The sequence below is a fragment of the Corynebacterium doosanense CAU 212 = DSM 45436 genome (assembly GCF_000767055.1).
In the GTDB taxonomy this organism is placed as follows: Bacteria; Actinomycetota; Actinomycetes; order Mycobacteriales; family Mycobacteriaceae; genus Corynebacterium; species Corynebacterium doosanense.
The window spans coordinates 1,329,200-1,343,782 of the sequence record NZ_CP006764.1 but is presented as its reverse complement, the minus strand read 5'-3'; the positions used below and the strand labels follow the sequence as shown (position 1 = coordinate 1,343,782).

General features: G+C 66.6%; 13 protein-coding genes. 6 read left to right on the top strand and 7 right to left on the bottom strand.

The genetic code is table 11. The features are described 5' to 3' along the window. Positions 1–19 precede the first annotated feature (19 nt). From CDOO_RS06630 to CDOO_RS06620, 3 genes are all read left to right on the top strand, one after another. A complete protein-coding gene (locus tag CDOO_RS06630) occupies positions 20–628 on the top strand; it encodes an MBL fold metallo-hydrolase (protein ID WP_018022480.1) in 609 nt (202 codons plus the stop codon). A 122-nt stretch (positions 629–750) separates the two neighbouring features. Further along, entirely contained in the window at positions 751–1,707 is a 957-nt protein-coding gene (locus CDOO_RS06625) for a DoxX family protein (RefSeq protein ID WP_020384654.1), read from the top strand. A gap of 130 nt (positions 1,708–1,837) precedes the next feature. Then, positions 1,838–4,012 (top strand): HelD family protein, encoded by a 2,175-nt coding sequence (locus CDOO_RS06620; protein WP_018022482.1) that lies wholly within the window; start codon positions 1,838–1,840, stop codon positions 4,010–4,012. On the opposite strand, the gene CDOO_RS06615 is transcribed toward CDOO_RS06620, so the two are convergent. The 3 genes from CDOO_RS06615 to uvrB are packed head-to-tail and all read right to left on the bottom strand — an operon-like array spanning position 4,005 to position 7,054. Further along, positions 4,005–4,448, bottom strand: coding sequence for a universal stress protein (locus tag CDOO_RS06615; protein ID WP_018022483.1), 444 nt, complete (start codon positions 4,446–4,448; stop codon positions 4,005–4,007). The genes CDOO_RS06620 and CDOO_RS06615 overlap by 8 nt on opposite strands. A gap of 28 nt (positions 4,449–4,476) precedes the next feature. Further along, positions 4,477–4,932, bottom strand: a complete 456-nt coding sequence (locus CDOO_RS06610) for a universal stress protein (protein ID WP_018022484.1) — start codon at positions 4,930–4,932, stop codon at positions 4,477–4,479. Between the two features lie 28 nt (positions 4,933–4,960). Further along, complete coding sequence (uvrB, locus tag CDOO_RS06605) at positions 4,961–7,054, bottom strand: excinuclease ABC subunit UvrB (protein ID WP_018022485.1); 2,094 nt, start codon at positions 7,052–7,054, stop codon at positions 4,961–4,963. 125 nt (positions 7,055–7,179) lie between these two features. Here uvrB and CDOO_RS06600 point away from each other — a divergent pair, with 125 nt between their 5' ends. Both CDOO_RS06600 and CDOO_RS13605 read left to right on the top strand, forming a co-directional pair. Further along, positions 7,180–7,509: a hypothetical protein gene (locus CDOO_RS06600; protein WP_018022486.1), complete on the top strand. Its 330-nt coding sequence runs from the start codon at positions 7,180–7,182 to the stop codon at positions 7,507–7,509. 15 nt (positions 7,510–7,524) lie between these two features. Continuing rightward, positions 7,525–8,112, top strand: a complete 588-nt coding sequence (locus CDOO_RS13605) for an LppP/LprE family lipoprotein (protein WP_018022487.1) — start codon at positions 7,525–7,527, stop codon at positions 8,110–8,112. On the opposite strand, the gene coaE is transcribed toward CDOO_RS13605, so the two are convergent. The 3 genes from coaE to rpsA all read right to left on the bottom strand — a co-directional run bounded on the left by coaE (position 8,084) and on the right by rpsA (position 12,840). Further along, positions 8,084–8,695 carry a dephospho-CoA kinase gene (gene coaE, locus CDOO_RS06590; protein WP_018022488.1) on the bottom strand — a complete coding sequence of 204 codons (612 nt, stop codon included), beginning with the start codon at positions 8,693–8,695 and terminating at the stop codon, positions 8,084–8,086. The genes CDOO_RS13605 and coaE overlap by 29 nt on opposite strands. Before the next feature lie 10 nt (positions 8,696–8,705). Then, positions 8,706–10,739: a glucose PTS transporter subunit IIA gene (locus tag CDOO_RS06585; RefSeq protein WP_018022489.1), complete on the bottom strand. Its 2,034-nt coding sequence runs from the start codon at positions 10,737–10,739 to the stop codon at positions 8,706–8,708. A 628-nt stretch (positions 10,740–11,367) separates the two neighbouring features. Continuing rightward, a complete protein-coding gene (gene rpsA / locus CDOO_RS06575; protein WP_018022491.1) occupies positions 11,368–12,840 on the bottom strand; it encodes a 30S ribosomal protein S1 in 1,473 nt (490 codons plus the stop codon). Positions 12,841–13,075: 235 nt separating this feature from the next. Between rpsA and CDOO_RS06570 the strand changes: the two genes are divergently transcribed. Then, positions 13,076–13,822, top strand: a complete 747-nt coding sequence (locus CDOO_RS06570; protein ID WP_018022492.1) for a class I SAM-dependent methyltransferase — start codon at positions 13,076–13,078, stop codon at positions 13,820–13,822. Here CDOO_RS06570 and CDOO_RS06565 read toward each other — a convergent pair. Next, the gene (locus CDOO_RS06565; RefSeq protein ID WP_018022493.1) at positions 13,819–14,514 is read right to left on the bottom strand and encodes a DUF2786 domain-containing protein; all 696 of its coding nucleotides are present in this window, start codon (positions 14,512–14,514) and stop codon (positions 13,819–13,821) included. The two genes, CDOO_RS06570 and CDOO_RS06565, sit on opposite strands and share 4 nt — an antisense overlap. Positions 14,515–14,583: the final 69 nt, after the last annotated feature.

Below are 14,583 nucleotides of genomic sequence, written 5' to 3'. Positions count from 1 at the left end.
TGTCGCTACTCTGGCCCGCATGACTGCCGACATTGAACTGAAGATGGATCAGATCCAGGTCTCCGAGATGGACAACAACGTCTACCTTCTGCACGACGACACCGAAGGCCTGCTCATCGACGCCGCCGCCGACCCCGACGCCATCACGGCCATGGCCGAGCGCGCGGGCGTGAGCATCAACTATGTGCTCACCACGCACCGCCACGCCGACCACGTCGGGGCCCTCGTCGCCGTGCTCGAGCGCACGGGAGCCACCCACCTGGCGTCCTTCCTGGACGCCCCCGCGCTGCCCGCGAAGGTCGACGTCGAACTCGACCACGGCGACATCATCGACTTCGCCGGCCACGAGCTGCCCGTGTTTGTCCTGCGCGGCCACACGCCGGGCGGTGCCGGGGTGGCGGTGCGTATCGACGGCGTCCCTCACCTCTTCGTCGGTGACAGCCTCTTCCCCGGCGGGCTGGGAAAGACCCACTCGGAGGGGGACTTCGCCCGCCTGTTCAAGGACGTCAAGGACCGCATCTTCGACGTCTACCGCGACGACTCCGTCGTGCACCCCGGCCACGGTGACTCCACCATGCTCGGTGAGGAACGCCCCAAGCTCGACGAGTGGTGGGAACGTCGCTGGTGATCAATCGGCGCCGAGCTTTTCCTGCCACTCCTCCGGCGCTCGCGCTAGAGTGGATGACGCGTTAAATAACACAGTCGGCGGCGCATATGTCCCCGACGATCACGTACAAGGAGCTGTTACCCATGATCCGCAAGATTGCCCGCCCGATGCTCGCCTCGGTCTACATCGCCGACGGTGTGGACACCCTGAGGAACGTCCAGGACTACGTCGAGTCCACCGACTCGGTCCTGAAGAAGGTTCACTCCCTCGTGCCGCGCCAGTACGCAGCCTTCATCCCCACCGACCCGGCCGTCGCGGCTCGCGCTCTCGGCGGCACCAAGGTCGGCGCCGGCTCCCTCCTCGCGCTGGGCAAGGCTCCCCGCCTGTCCGCCGGCGTTCTCGCGCTGACCGCGATCCCTACCATCGCCGGCCGCCACGCATTCTGGGAGACCAACGACTCCAAGGAGAAGGCCGCCCGCCGCAACGCCTTCCTCACCAACGTCGCGCTGCTCGGTGGCCTGGGCATCACCGCCATGGACACCGCCGGCCAGCCGGGCCTGCGCTGGCGTGCATCCCACGCCGCACAGGACGCCGCCAAGACCGTCCAGGGTGTGCTGCCGGGCAAGGGCGAGACCGAGTCCGCTCTCGACTCCGCCAGCGAGTGGATCTCCGAGCGCGCCAACCAGGCCCAGGAGGCCGCCAAGGCCGCGTCCGAGAACGTCGGCTCCTACGTCGACGACAACAAGGATGACTGGAAGAAGCAGGCCGAGTCCCTCCTCGAGCAGGGCAAGTCCGTCGCCGAGGACGTGCAGAAGAAGGCCCCGAAGTGGGCTGAGCAGGCTGCGGGGCAGACCAGCGGTTTCCTCGGCCAGGCCGAGAAGGAAGGCCGCGGCTGGCTCAAGGACGCGCAGAAGGACACCAAGAAGGCCCACAAGCGTGTGGTGAAGGCCGCCGACAAGGCCCAGGCCCGCGCCGAGGACGCCCTCCAGGATGCCGACAGCAAGTCCGGTCGCGCACTGAAGAAGGCCTCCAAGAAGGCCGACAAGCTGCAGGACCGGGCTGACAAGAAGATCCAGAAGGCCATCAAGAAGGTCGGCTAGTCACCCCGCTTCTCCCCTGCTCCGCCCCCGCGCCCGCTCGAACCGGCGCGGGGGCGGATCTTTTCCGGAATACCCGACCCCACCTGGCTATTGATAGACTGAACGCCTTATTTGCGAGGGAGGGCCCACCATGACAGATATCGCCGCCGAACAGGCGTACGTGGACATTCTTTTCGCCCGCCTGGACGACGAGGTGGCGAAGGCACACCAGCGGCTGGAACAGGTGCAGCGTGAGGTCGATCCCGCCAATCCCGACAACGTCGACGCCCTCATGCGCAGGGAGACCGAGTACCACGGACTCAACGCCAAGCTCGACCGGCTGAACATCGCCCAGCTCGGGCTGGTCTTCGGCCGCATCGACATCGAGTCCGCGCAGCCCGAGAACCCGGTCGCCGGCCACCCCGGCCTGGACCGTCGCTACATCGGGCGCATGGGCCTGGACGACCGGGCCGACGCCTACCGGACGATGCTGCTCGACTGGCGCGCTCCCATGGCGCGGCCGTTCTACCTCGCCACCACCGCGCAGCCCGAGGGTGTGCACGTCAGGCGGCACATCCGCACCCGCGGGCGGACCGTGACGGGTATCGACGATGAAGTGCTCGCCGGCGAACTTACCCAGGCCGCGGACGGCGGCGTCGGCAGCGAGACCGCGCTGAACCGGGCCATGCGCGAGGCCCGCACCGGACACATGCGTTCCATCGTGGAGACGATCCAGCGCGAGCAGGACCAGATCATCCGCCACCCCGGCCGCGGCGTGATGGTCGTCCAGGGTGGACCGGGCACGGGAAAGACCGCGGTGGCGCTGCACCGCGTGGCCTACCTGCTCTACACCTATCGGGAGCAGCTGGAGAAGACCGGCGTGCTCATCCTCGGGCCCAATCCGACGTTCCTCGACTACATTTCGCGGGTCCTGCCGGAGCTCGGGGAGACCGGAGTGGTGCTCTCCACCGTCGGCACGCTCTTTCCCGGGATCGAACCCACCGGGCAGGAGTCCTTGCTGACCAGGGAGGTCAAGGGATCGGAGGAGATGGTCACCATCCTCACCGAGGCCGTGCGGGCCCACCAGCTCGTCCCCGAGCGGCCGGCGCGTCTGCGTGTCGGCTCCATCGAGGTGACCGTCACCGGCGAGATGGTCAAGGCCGCCCGCACCCGGGCGCGCCGCTCCCGCCGGCCACACAACGAGGCCCGCGGCGTCTTCGCCGACCACCTCCTCGATCAGATGGCCACGCAGCTCGCCGAGACCATCGGCGCCGACCCGCTGGGCGGGCGCAACCTGCTGTCGGAGGCGGACGTGGATCAGCTCCACGACGACCTGGCGGACGAACCGGACGTCGCCACGCTCATAGACGAGCTGTGGCCGAGCCTCACCCCCACCGCCGTGCTGCACCACCTGCTCAGCGATCCCGCTGCCATCGCCGAGGCGGCCGCCGCCTACGACGACGAGACCCAGGCCGCGCTCCTGCGCTCCCCCGACGCCGGCTGGGCGTCGAGTGACGCGGCGCTTCTCGACGAACTTTCCGTCCTCATCGGTGAGACCAGCGAGTCGGAGGAGACGGACACCGACTGGCTCCAGGACGTCGAGGACGCGGAGAACGCCATCGACATCCTCTCCAGCTCGGACTCCACCGACAACGACGACGACATGTTCGAGTCCGAGATTCTCTCGGCCGCGGACGTCATCGACGCCAAGACGCTGGCCAGGCGCCAGGAGGTGCGGGACATCCGCTCCACGGCCGAGCGCGCTCGGGGCGACCTCACCTGGGCCTTCGGCCATGTCATCATCGACGAGGCGCAGGAGCTCACCCCGATGGAATGGCGCATGGTCTTCCGCCGCTCGCCGTCGCGGTGGATGACACTCGTCGGCGACACGGCCCAGACCGGCTCGCCCGCGGGGGTGGATTCCTGGTCCGACACGCTGGCCGACTTCATCGGCGACCGCTTCCAGCTGCACGAGCTGACGGTGAACTACCGCACCCCCACAGAGATCACCGAGCTGGCCAACCGCATCCTCTCGGTCATCGACCCGTCGGCGACGCCCGGGGAGGCGATCCGCTCGACCGGGATCCCCGTGGACTACCTGCCCGCGGGCACCGATGCGTCGACCCTCAGCTTCGGCGAGGGGCTGGTGAAGGTCATCAATGCGGACAACGTTGCGGATATCAAGGGGCTGGAGTTCGACCACGTCGTGGTGGTCGAACCGCAGGTGATCGCGGATGCCTCTCCCCTGGGCCTGCAGGATCTCTACGTCGCCGTCACCAGGGCCACCCAGACACTCGCAGTGATCGGCGAGCTGCCTGTTATTTGACGGTGTGCACGATCATGACGTCGCAGTCGGACTGGCGCGCGACGTCCGCCGGCACCGAGCCGAGGAGGCGACCGGTGAGCGAGTTGATGCCCCGGTTGCCCACCACCAGCAGGTCCGCGTCGTTGTCGTTGACGATGGACATCAGCGCCTGCACCGGGGTGCCGGGGCGGATGGCCGTCTCGATCTGCGCGACGCCGAAACCGCGGGCGTGCTGGGCCGCCGTCTCCAGGTTCTCCCGCGCGGACTCGTCCCCGAGGATGGTCACGGAGTCCCGGCGCAACGAGTCCGAGGCCTCCTCCTTGCTGGGGTAGTAGGCGCAGCCGATGATCAGCGTCGCGTCAAAGGCTGCCGCGATGCGTGCCGCCCGCTCCACCGCCAGGAGGGAGGACTTGGATCCGTCGGTGCCGACGACGATCTTCTCGTAGTTGTCGCTCATCATGGCCTCTCGGAAGGGTGTGGGGGTGTTAGCGGTGGGCGGATTCCGTGTTGACCAGCACCACGTCCACCTTGGAGCGGCGGGCGACCTCCGTGGGGATGTTGCCGAAGACTCGCCCGGTCAGCGAGTTCAGGCCCTTGTTGCCGATCACCAGGACATCCGCGGACGTCTCATCGACGGCGTCGACAAGCGCATTGACCGGGGTGGCCGAGCGGCGCTGCAGCTGGATGTCCTGCGCCCCCTCCTCCGTGGCGATGCTCTCCGCCTCGGCGAGGTACTCGTTGGCCCGTGCCTCGCTGACGACGGGCAGCGTGGAGACGTCGCGGTTCGGGGAGTTGAGCAGCGAGCCGGTGTTGCCGTAGTACGCGCAGACGATCACCAGCGTGGCCTCGTAGGCGCGGGCCAGGGAGGCGGCGTGGCGCACGGCGACGTGGGAGGTGTCGGAGCCGTCGGTGCCGACGACGATGGTCTCGTAGCTAAACATAGTCATATCCCTTTAATAACACAGTCACCTAAATGCCGGCCTCCTTCACCCCGCGCAGCTCCTTGCGCAGGTCGGCGATCTCGTCGCGCAGGCGCCCGGCCAGCTCAAACTTCAGTTCCCGCGCCGCGGAGGCCATCTGCGCGCTGAGATCGTCGATGTACTTCTGCAGCTCCCCGACCGCCATGGTGGAGGTGTCCTTCTTCTCCGCGACGGCCGCATCCGCCGCCACTCCGGGTTCTGCCCCGGCGTTCTCGTAGACCTGGTCGAGAATGTCGGCGATCTTCTTGCGCAGCGGCTGCGGGTCGATGCCGTGTTCCTTGTTGTAGGCGATCTGCTTCTCCCGCCTGCGGTCCGTCTCGTCGAGCGCGTTGCGCATGGAGTCGGTGATCTTGTCGGCGTACATGATCACCTCGCCGGAGACGTTTCGGGCGGCACGGCCGATGGTCTGGATCAGCGCCGTGGTCGAGCGCAGGAACCCCTCCTTGTCGGCGTCGAGGATGGCCACGAGCGAGACCTCCGGGAGGTCGAGGCCCTCGCGCAGCAGGTTGATGCCCACGAGCACGTCGTACTCACCGAGGCGCAGCTGACGCAGCAGCTCCACACGCTGGAGCGTGTCCACGTCGGAATGCAGGTACCGCACGCGGATCCCGTTCTCCAGGAGGTAGTCAGTGAGATCCTCCGACATTCTCTTGGTGAGGGTAGTGACCAGAACTCGCTCGTCCCTGGCGGTGCGGGTGCGGATCTCGTCGATAAGATCGTCGATCTGGCCCTTGGTGGGTTTGACGGTCACCTTGGGGTCGACGAGCCCCGTGGGGCGGATGACCTGCTCGACGAATTCGCCGCCGGAGGCCGCGAGCTCGTAGTTGCCCGGGGTCGCGGAGAGGTAGACGGTCTGTCCGACGCGCTCCTCGAACTCGGAGAAGGTCAGCGGGCGGTTGTCCATTGCCGAGGGCAGGCGGAAGCCGTGCTCGACGAGGTTTCGCTTACGGGACATGTCGCCCTCGTACATGCCGCCGATCTGCGGGACGGTGACGTGCGACTCGTCGATGATGGTGAGGAAGTCCTCGGGGAAGTAGTCGATGAGTGTCGCGGGGGACGATCCCGCCTCGCGGCCGTCCATATGGCGGGAGTAGTTCTCGATGCCCGAGCAGAAGCCGACCTGCTCGATCATCTCCAGGTCGTACTCGGTGCGCATGCGCAGGCGCTGGGCCTCGAGAAGTTTGCCGCGGTTCTCCAGATCGGCCAGCCGCATGGCCAGCTCCTCCTTGATGGACTCCACCGCGCTGGCCATGCGCCCCTCGCCGGCGACGTAGTGCGTGGCCGGGAAGATGCGGATCTCGTCGCACCGGCGGATGACGTCGCCGGTCAGCGGGTGGATGTAGTAGAGCGCCTCGATGTCGTCGCCGAAGAACTCGATGCGCACGGCGACCTCCTCGTACGCGGGGATGATGTCCACCGTGTCGCCCTTGACGCGGAAGGCTCCGCGTTTGAACTCGTAGTCGTTGCGCTCGTACTGGATGTCCACGAGCAGGCGCAGGAAACGATCCCGGTCGATCTCCTCGTCGACACGCAGCACCAGTGAGCGGTCGAGGTAGGACTGCGGGGTGCCCAGGCCGTAGATGCAGGACACCGAGGAGACGACCACGACGTCGCGGCGAGACAGCAGCGCCGAGGTGGCGGAGTGGCGCAGGCGCTCGACGTCCTCGTTGATGGAGGAGTCCTTCTCGATGTAGGTGTCCGACTGCGCGATGTACGCCTCGGGTTGGTAGTAGTCGTAGTAGCTGACGAAGTACTCGACCGCGTTGTTGGGCAGCAGCTCGCGCAGCTCGTTCGCCAGCTGTGCGGCGAGGGTCTTGTTCGGCGCCATGACTAGCGTCGGGCGCTGCTGCTTCTCGATCAGCCACGCCGACGTCGCCGACTTACCGGTACCCGTGGCGCCGAGCAGGACGACGTCCTCCTCTCCCCTGTTGAGCCGCTCGTTGAGCTCCTTGATGGCCGCGGGCTGGTCGCCGGAGGGCTCATATTCACTGATGACCTCGAAGCGGTCACCCGTGCGCTCCACCTCGCCGACGGGCCGGAAATCGGAGTGCGGGATGACGGGTTGCTCAGCGGGAAATGCCATGCGTCAGAGTTTACAACGGCGGGGATCAGGCCCCATGTCGCCGCTTGTCGACGGCTGTCTGCACACCTCAGTGTTAACCTCCGCAGAAAGCTAACTTCACAGCCGCTCTCAAGAATGGAGAATCCATGTCGACCACGAACCCCTGGGAGGACAGCCCCGAGGCGCCCGGCCCGAAGACCGGCCTCATTGTCGCTGCGGTCGTCGCCGTCATCGCGGTGATCGCCGTGGTGGCGGGCGCGTTCTGGTTCTGGGGCAGCCTGGAGCCGTCCACCGACGTGGCTGCAGTGACCACCACCGCCATTCCCCCGACGGCGACGCCGGCCGAGGACACCGCCGAGCCGACGACAGCGACAGCCACGGCACTCGCGGACACTTCCGAACGCTGCGCACCGGACGTTGTCACCGCCGCCAGCCCGGCGTCTCCCGTGAGCGTGGCATACTGCGACGGCGAGTAGGCCAGGGCCGGCCGGGTGCAGACCGACCACTCCTGGATGCTGCACTGGCAGAACCGGGGGTGGACTCAGGTGCAGCCGTCTGGCCAGAGCTTCACGGGTTTCCCGTGCTTTGACAAGGCAGCGCTGCAGCAGCAGGGCATTCCGGAGGAACTCCTGGCCAAGACCATCACGTGCGAACAATCCGGTGCCTCGACGGGGGGCGACTGCTCCGCCGTCTCTGCTCAGGACGCGGTGAACGAGGCCGCCGCATCACTGCCCCCTGCCGAAATCGGCACCTGGGCGTTCTCCCGCGCCGGCACCGGAGACTTCGACCCCTGCGCGGATCTCTCCTACACCGTCCTGGGTATCGAAAGCGCCACCGCCAGCTCGCCGTATCACATCCTGCTCTACCACAACGGCGAGTACCTGGGGACTGCCACCGCCAAGACTTACGGCTTCGCGCCGACGGTGACCCAGACCTCGGATTCCTCCATCGCCGTCGTGTACCACTGGCCCAAGCCAGGCGAGGGTAACGCCAATCGCTCCGGTGAATCCCACGCTCAGTTCACGTGGGACAGCTCGCAGGACAAAGTGATTATGACGGGCGAGGTTCCCAACTACTGATCTTCTCGATCAACAGGTCCACCTGGGGCCCGAGTTCGTCCAGCCCACCGTTGTTGTCGATGACCACGTCGGCGGCCGCGTTGCGGGTGGCCTCGTCGATCTGCGCGGCCATGCGGCGGCGCGCGTCCGCCTCGTCGACTCCCCTGCTGGCGGCGAGGCGCTGGATCCGGACATCTTCCGACGCACTGACCACGACAACGAAGTCCATCCCCTTGTCCAGCCCGAGATCGACGAGCAGAGGCATGTCGTAGATGACCGCCTCAACTCCGGCTTCCTCGGCCTCGGCGAAGCGCTGGTCCGTCAGCGCGCGGATGGCCGGGTGGGTGATGGAGTTGAGTGTGTCCGTGCCCTCCTGGCTCGAGAACGCGCGCTCGGCCAGCGCCGCCCGGTTGAGTGAGCCGTCGGCGGCGAGGATCTCGTCGCCGAAGGCCTCGACCAGCCGGGCCAGCGCGGGCTGACCCTGCTCGACGATCTCGCGGGCCAGTTGGTCAGCGTCCACGACAGGAAAACCCGCCGCCGCCAGCTGCTTGGCGACGGTCGATTTCCCGCTTCCGATTCCTCCGGTGAGTCCGATCTTTTTCATGCCGCCCAGACTAGGCGTCGGCGGGTGCTGCCGCCTCCTGCTTGGCGGTGACGCTGATGACCGGGGTGCCCAGGTTGACGTGCTCGGCCGGGACCGGCAGGACGTCGGCGAACTTCTTGGTGTTGGAGACCAGGACAAGCGTGACGGCCGGATAGCCGGCTGCCTTGATGGCCTCGCGGTCGAAGGTGATGAGGGGATCGCCGGACTTGACCTGCTGTTTCTTCTCCACGTGGGTGGTGAATCCTTCGCCGGCCATCTTCACGGTGTCGATGCCCACGTGAATGAGCAGGTCGATGCCGTTGTCCAGGCGCAGGCCCACGGCGTGGCCCGTCTTCTGGATGGTGAGCACCTTGCCGTCCGCGGGGGCGACGACCGTGTCGCCGGTGGGCTCGATGGCGATGCCCTTGCCCAGGGCCCCGGAAGCGAAGGCCTCGTCGGGGACCTCGGAGATGTCGATGGCCCGGCCTTCCAGGGGGGCGGTGAGTTCGGTGACGACTCCGGTGGCCATGGCGGGGGCGGGAGCGGCGGCGTCGATACGCTCGTCCTCCGCCTCATTGGCGGCCTCACGCTCGGCGGCGATCCGGGCGCGCACCTCCTCCTTCTCCGCGGCGCTGCGGTAGTCGAAGACAAGCACGAGGATCATCGAGGTGAAGAACGCCGCGGCGATGCCGATGGTGTAGCCCAGCGCCGGGGACATGGCCGGGATGGTGAGCAGCGAGGTGAAGACGAAGGCGTAGGCCTCGACGTTGAAGAAGCCCATGATGATGCCGCCGACGAGACAGCCCGGCAGCAGGCGGGCGTAGGAGTTCCGGAACCGCAGCAGGATGCCGTAGAGCGAGGGCTCGGAGATGCCGCCCAGTAGTCCGGCGAGCAGACCACCCGTGGCGACCTGCTGCATTGGGCGATTCTTCTCCCGCGCGGAGAGGATGAGCACGCCGGCGACGACGCCGAAGCAGGCGAAGTTCCATGCGCCCATGGGGCCCTGGATGAAGTCGTAGCCGAGGTTGGTGATGTTGACCAGCATGATCGCGTTGAGCGGCCAGTGCAGGCCGAGCGGCACGAGGAAGGGGTAGAGCAGCGGAATGACCACGGCCAGGATGAACGGCGAGAAGTCGTTGATGGCGGAGAGCATGTGGGCGATGCCGTTACCGATGCCGAGGCCGAACGGCCCGACGACGAAGGCGGTGAGCGGGATCATGATGAGCAGCGAGATGAAGGGCACGAACACCATGTGCACGGCGGCCGGGAAAATCTTCTTCAGCAGCTTCTCCAGGAAGAACAGCAGGATCGCCGCAAAGATCGGGGGGAAGACCTGCCCGCCATAATCCTGAATGACCATGGGCAGGCCGAAGACGTCGGTGACGTAGGTGTACTGACCCTCGATGGCCGTGGGGATCTCGCGGGCGGTCTCCTTCATGCCGGCGAACTCCGGCGTGAACAGCGCGGCCGGGATGGCGGCGCCGACCCACTCGTTGGCGCCGAGCTTCTTGGCGGCGGTGGCGCCAACGAAGATGGGCAGGAAGTAGAAGACGCTGCGCCACATGGCGTGCAGGAACTGATACGTCGGCGGCTGCTCCTCCAGCGGGGCACGGAACTCCTGGAAACCGAGCGTGTCGGCGAGCACCAGGCCGGTGATGATGAGCGAGGCACCGAGCAGCGCCCAGAGAACGGGGCGGAAGGTGTCGGAGAGGAACTCGAAGGCGTAGTCCACCCAGCCGAAGCGGCTGCGGACCCCGCCGTACTCTTTCTTCCCGCTCGCGGGCCGGGACTCCCCGTCCGCCAGGCCCTGCATGGAGTCGAGGCCGTTGATGGCCTGGTAGTAGTCGGCCACCCCGCCTCCCATGATCACCTGCATGCCGGTGCTGCCCTGCGGGACGACGCCGAGGACGGCCGGATCGCTGTCCAGCGCAGCCTGGTCCACTGCCGACTGGTCCCGCACCTGGAAACGCAGGCGGGTGGCGCAGTGGGTGAGGCTGGCGATGTTGTCTGCTCCGCCGAGGTTGTCGACGATGTGCTGGGCTGTGCCCTGGATCTTTGATGCCATGAACGAATCTCTCTTGCCGGTGTCCACATTCCCCGGCTCGCGCGTGACTGCGGCTCCGGTAGTGGAACGTCTAGTGCTTGCCCGCATTCGGGCTGCGTTCTGTGACATCGTCCACGGCTGCAGCCCTAATGAGGAAAACGGCATAATCGTAGCGTTTCTTTGGCCTGACGAACAAGAGGACCCCGGCCAACTGCGTTAACCACCGGAACCGGCAAGATCGTGCCGGTTCAGGCTGCACTAGGTCGTCCCGGTCCCGGCTGAGCACCCGGAATTGGCTCTCCCAGCCGGCCCGCGCGTGGCCCACCGGGAACGGGCATCTCCATCCCAAGAACATGTCGGTCCTCAGCAAAGGCAGCAGGTCTGTCGGCATTTCACCGCTTGACGACGTCCCCTCAACGCCTCCGTGCGGCGACAACACCCTCGCCCTCCCTGCCCACGGGGATTGCCCTCGCCCTGAATTCCCCCAAGCTCACGCCACAGACGAACATCGCAGCCACGGACGTGCAGCGTGCTCCGGGTAAACACCGCGAGGTCTGAACCGACGCATTCTGATCGGGCACAGAAAAATTCCCCGCCCCCACCCTGTAGAAGCAGTGGTGGCGGGGAACTGCCCGACTAGACGCTAAGCCTAGTTGCCGGCGAGCTTCTCGCGGAGCTTGGCGAGCTGCTCGTCGGAGGCGAGGGATCCACCCTGCGGCTCCTCGGCGGGCTGGGTGGTACCAGTGGACTCACCCTCGGCGTCCTCGGCCGAATCAGAGGAGTAGTTGGCCGTCTGCTCGGCGGCTTCCTCTGCGGCGACACGGTGACGCTCGATCTGGGCAGCGTGTGCCTGGTGGCGACGCTCTGCCTCGGCGTAGCGGCCTTCCCAGGCAGCGCGCTGCTCGTCGAAGCCTTCCATCCACTCGTTGGTCTCCGCGTCGAAGCCCTCCGGGAAGATGTAGTTGCCCTGCTCGTCGTAGGAGTCGGCCATGCCGTAGCGGGACGGGTCGAACTCCTCGGTGAAGTCCTCGTCGGCCTGCTTGAGCGACAGGGAGATGCGACGACGGTCGAGGTCGATGTCGATGACCTTGACCATGACCTCTTCGTTGACGCCGACAACCTGGTCCGGGACATCCACGTGGCGCTGGGCCAGCTCGGAGATGTGGACGAGGCCCTCGATGCCCTCTTCGACGCGAACGAACGCACCGAAGGGAACGAGCTTGGTGACCTTGCCCGGGACGATCTGGCCCACGGCGTGGGTGCGGGCGAAGACACGCCACGGATCCTCCTGGGTCGCCTTCAGCGACAGGGAGACACGCTCGCGGTCGAGATCGACGTCGAGAACCTCGACGGTGACCTCGTCACCGACGGTGACGACCTCGGACGGGTGGTCGATGTGCTTCCAGGACAGCTCGGAAACGTGAACCAGGCCGTCGACACCGCCGAGATCGACGAAGGCGCCGAAGTTGACGATGGAGGACACAACGCCCTTGCGGACCTGGCCCTTCTGGAGCTGGTGCAGGAACTCGGAGCGGACCTCGGACTGCGTCTGCTCGAGGTAGGCGCGGCGGGACAGCACGACGTTGTTGCGGTGCTTGTCCAGCTCGATGATCTTCGCCTCGATCTCCTGGCCGATGTACGGCTCGAGATCGCGGACGCGGCGCATCTCCACGAGGGAGGCGGGCAGGAAGCCACGCAGGCCGATGTCCAGGATGAGGCCGCCCTTGACAACCTCGATGACGGTGCCGGTGACGGGCTCGTCCTTCTCCTGGAGCTCTTCGATCCGGCCCCACGCGCGCTCGTACTGAGCCCGCTTCTTGGACAGGATGAGGCGGCCTTCTTTGTCTTCCTTCGTCATGACGAGGGCATCAACCTCGTCGCCGACCTGGACGACCTCGTCCGGGTTGACGTCGTGCTTGATGGAGAGCTCGCGCGACGGGATGACACCTTCGGTCTTGTAACCGATGTCGAGCAGAACCTCGTCGTGATCGACCTTGACGACAGAGCCGGTGACGATGTCGCCGTCGTTGAAGTACTTGATGGTCGCGTCGATCGCGGCGAGGAAGTCCTCAGCGGTACCAATATCGTTGATGGCAACCTGAGGTGCGTTAGAAGTGGGCATATTTATTAGTGCTCCGGAATGCTAGGAGATAGTGAGTGGACAGTAACGTGTCTATCGAACCTGGGAACCTGCCGGTTTCCGGCTTGATTTCATCGCGGCCATGTCCGCGGTCCTCCTATTATGACCGCGGGCACGCCGACGAAACGACACGCCCGATAAACAGTACGCTATTTTACCTGCTCGAGCAAATAAAACGAGTGCTCGGAAGCCTAATCCCCTCAGTCACAGGAGCCCCATGAACGAGCACTCCGTCGGCGACGTTCACCGCCGCCACTGGGACGCGGACGCGAGCCGATACCACGAGGAACACGCCAGCTATCTCGACGGATTCCACTGGTGCCCGGAGATGCTGTCGGAGTCCGAGGCGAGGTTGCTCGGGGACACAAGCGGAGCGAGCGTTCTCGAGCTGGGCTGCGGATCCGCCTCATGTGCGACGTGGCTCGCCGCGGACGGCGCCGGGTTTGTCACCGGGTTCGACATCTCACGGGAGATGCTCTCCCGGTCCGCCACCTCCGGGGCCGCCCTGGTGCAGGCGGACGTGCAGGCGATGCCCTACCGCGACAGCGCCTTCGACGTGGTCTTCTCCGCCTTCGGCGCCCTGCCCTTCGTGCCCGATGTGGCGGCGGTGCTCGCGGATGTCGCCCGCGTCCTGCGACCGGGTGGCCGGCTGGTCTTCTCCGTCAACCACCCCATGCGCTGGGTCTTCCCCGACGATCCCGGGCCGGCGGGACTGCTGGCGCAGCTCTCCTACTTCGAACGTGAATACCTCGAATATTCAGACGACGGCACCCTGACCTACGCCGAGTACCACCGGACCTTCGGCGACTGGGTACAGGCGCTGACCGGAGCCGGTTTCCTTCTCGACCGGGTGATCGAGCCGGAATGGCCGGAGCACCTCACGCAGTCCTGGGGCCAGTGGTCCCCGCTGCGCGGCCGGATCTTCCCGGGCAGCGTGATCTTCTCGGCCACGCTGAGCGACTAACCCGCCTGCGGCAGACCACGGGAGCCGGCGAGCCGGGTCTGGCCCAGGTCGGCGCGTCGGGCGGCAGAGGCTCCGCGGGTGTAGGCGTCGGCGTCCAACCTCGCCCGCCGCCGGTGGTTGGCCACCCCGTCCACGGACTCCTCCATGAAGGAGCGGGCTTGCTCACGGTCGTCGATAAGCGCCAGACCGTAACCCTGGTGTTCCCGGCCGACCTCGGCCTCGGCCTCCGTGAGACGCCGTCCCGTCTCGGCGGCGAAACCTGCCATGAATGACCGGCGCTGGGCCACCGTGTTTCCGGCGCCGGTGGAGAGCCCCGCCATCATCGGGTTGAGCAGCGTGAAGAGCAGCTCGACGCGCTCGACATGCGGGCGCAGGCCGAAGACCGACCCGGACACCACGCCGACCGCCCGGGGTCGGCGAGAGGCCACGGCCACGCAGTGCAGAGCGTGGGCGAGGGTGTTGAGCAGGTTCATCTGCATGTCCGAGTAGCTGCCCGAGAAGTCCGTGTCCAGCCGCTGCATCCCGCGCTGTGCGCCGTCTCTCCCGAGGTCACGTTCGTCGAAGCCGTGGCGGGCCATGAGGCTGAAGGCCTTGCCGTAGAAGAGGGCTGCCTCGGGTGTCCCTTCCTGGTCAGCCGCCTGGTTCAGCAGCTTGCGCACCTTGTCCTTGATTGATTCCTGCCCGCGGGCCATCGGATTTCCCCCCTGAAGTTGAGACTGTGTTCGGTTCGGTGTTCAGTCTGGCGCGTGCCCGCCGACCAC

What these genes read in the sequence shown, in the direction of transcription:
- CDOO_RS06600 (WP_018022486.1), top strand. Translation starts at nt 7,180, where the DNA reads ATGTCGACCACGAACCCCTGGGAGGACAGCCCCGAGGCGCCCGGCCCG.
- CDOO_RS06570 (WP_018022492.1), top strand. Translation starts at nt 13,076, where the DNA reads ATGAACGAGCACTCCGTCGGCGACGTTCACCGCCGCCACTGGGACGCG.
- CDOO_RS06620 (WP_018022482.1), top strand. Translation starts at nt 1,838, where the DNA reads ATGACAGATATCGCCGCCGAACAGGCGTACGTGGACATTCTTTTCGCC.
- coaE (WP_018022488.1), bottom strand. Translation starts at nt 8,695, where the DNA reads ATGAAAAAGATCGGACTCACCGGAGGAATCGGAAGCGGGAAATCGACC.
- CDOO_RS06585 (WP_018022489.1), bottom strand. Translation starts at nt 10,739, where the DNA reads ATGGCATCAAAGATCCAGGGCACAGCCCAGCACATCGTCGACAACCTC.
- rpsA (WP_018022491.1), bottom strand. Translation starts at nt 12,840, where the DNA reads ATGCCCACTTCTAACGCACCTCAGGTTGCCATCAACGATATTGGTACC.
- CDOO_RS06615 (WP_018022483.1), bottom strand. Translation starts at nt 4,448, where the DNA reads ATGAGCGACAACTACGAGAAGATCGTCGTCGGCACCGACGGATCCAAG.
- CDOO_RS06625 (WP_020384654.1), top strand. Translation starts at nt 751, where the DNA reads ATGATCCGCAAGATTGCCCGCCCGATGCTCGCCTCGGTCTACATCGCC.
- CDOO_RS06565 (WP_018022493.1), bottom strand. Translation starts at nt 14,514, where the DNA reads ATGGCCCGCGGGCAGGAATCAATCAAGGACAAGGTGCGCAAGCTGCTG.
- CDOO_RS06610 (WP_018022484.1), bottom strand. Translation starts at nt 4,932, where the DNA reads ATGTTTAGCTACGAGACCATCGTCGTCGGCACCGACGGCTCCGACACC.
- uvrB (WP_018022485.1), bottom strand. Translation starts at nt 7,054, where the DNA reads ATGGCATTTCCCGCTGAGCAACCCGTCATCCCGCACTCCGATTTCCGG.
- CDOO_RS06630 (WP_018022480.1), top strand. Translation starts at nt 20, where the DNA reads ATGACTGCCGACATTGAACTGAAGATGGATCAGATCCAGGTCTCCGAG.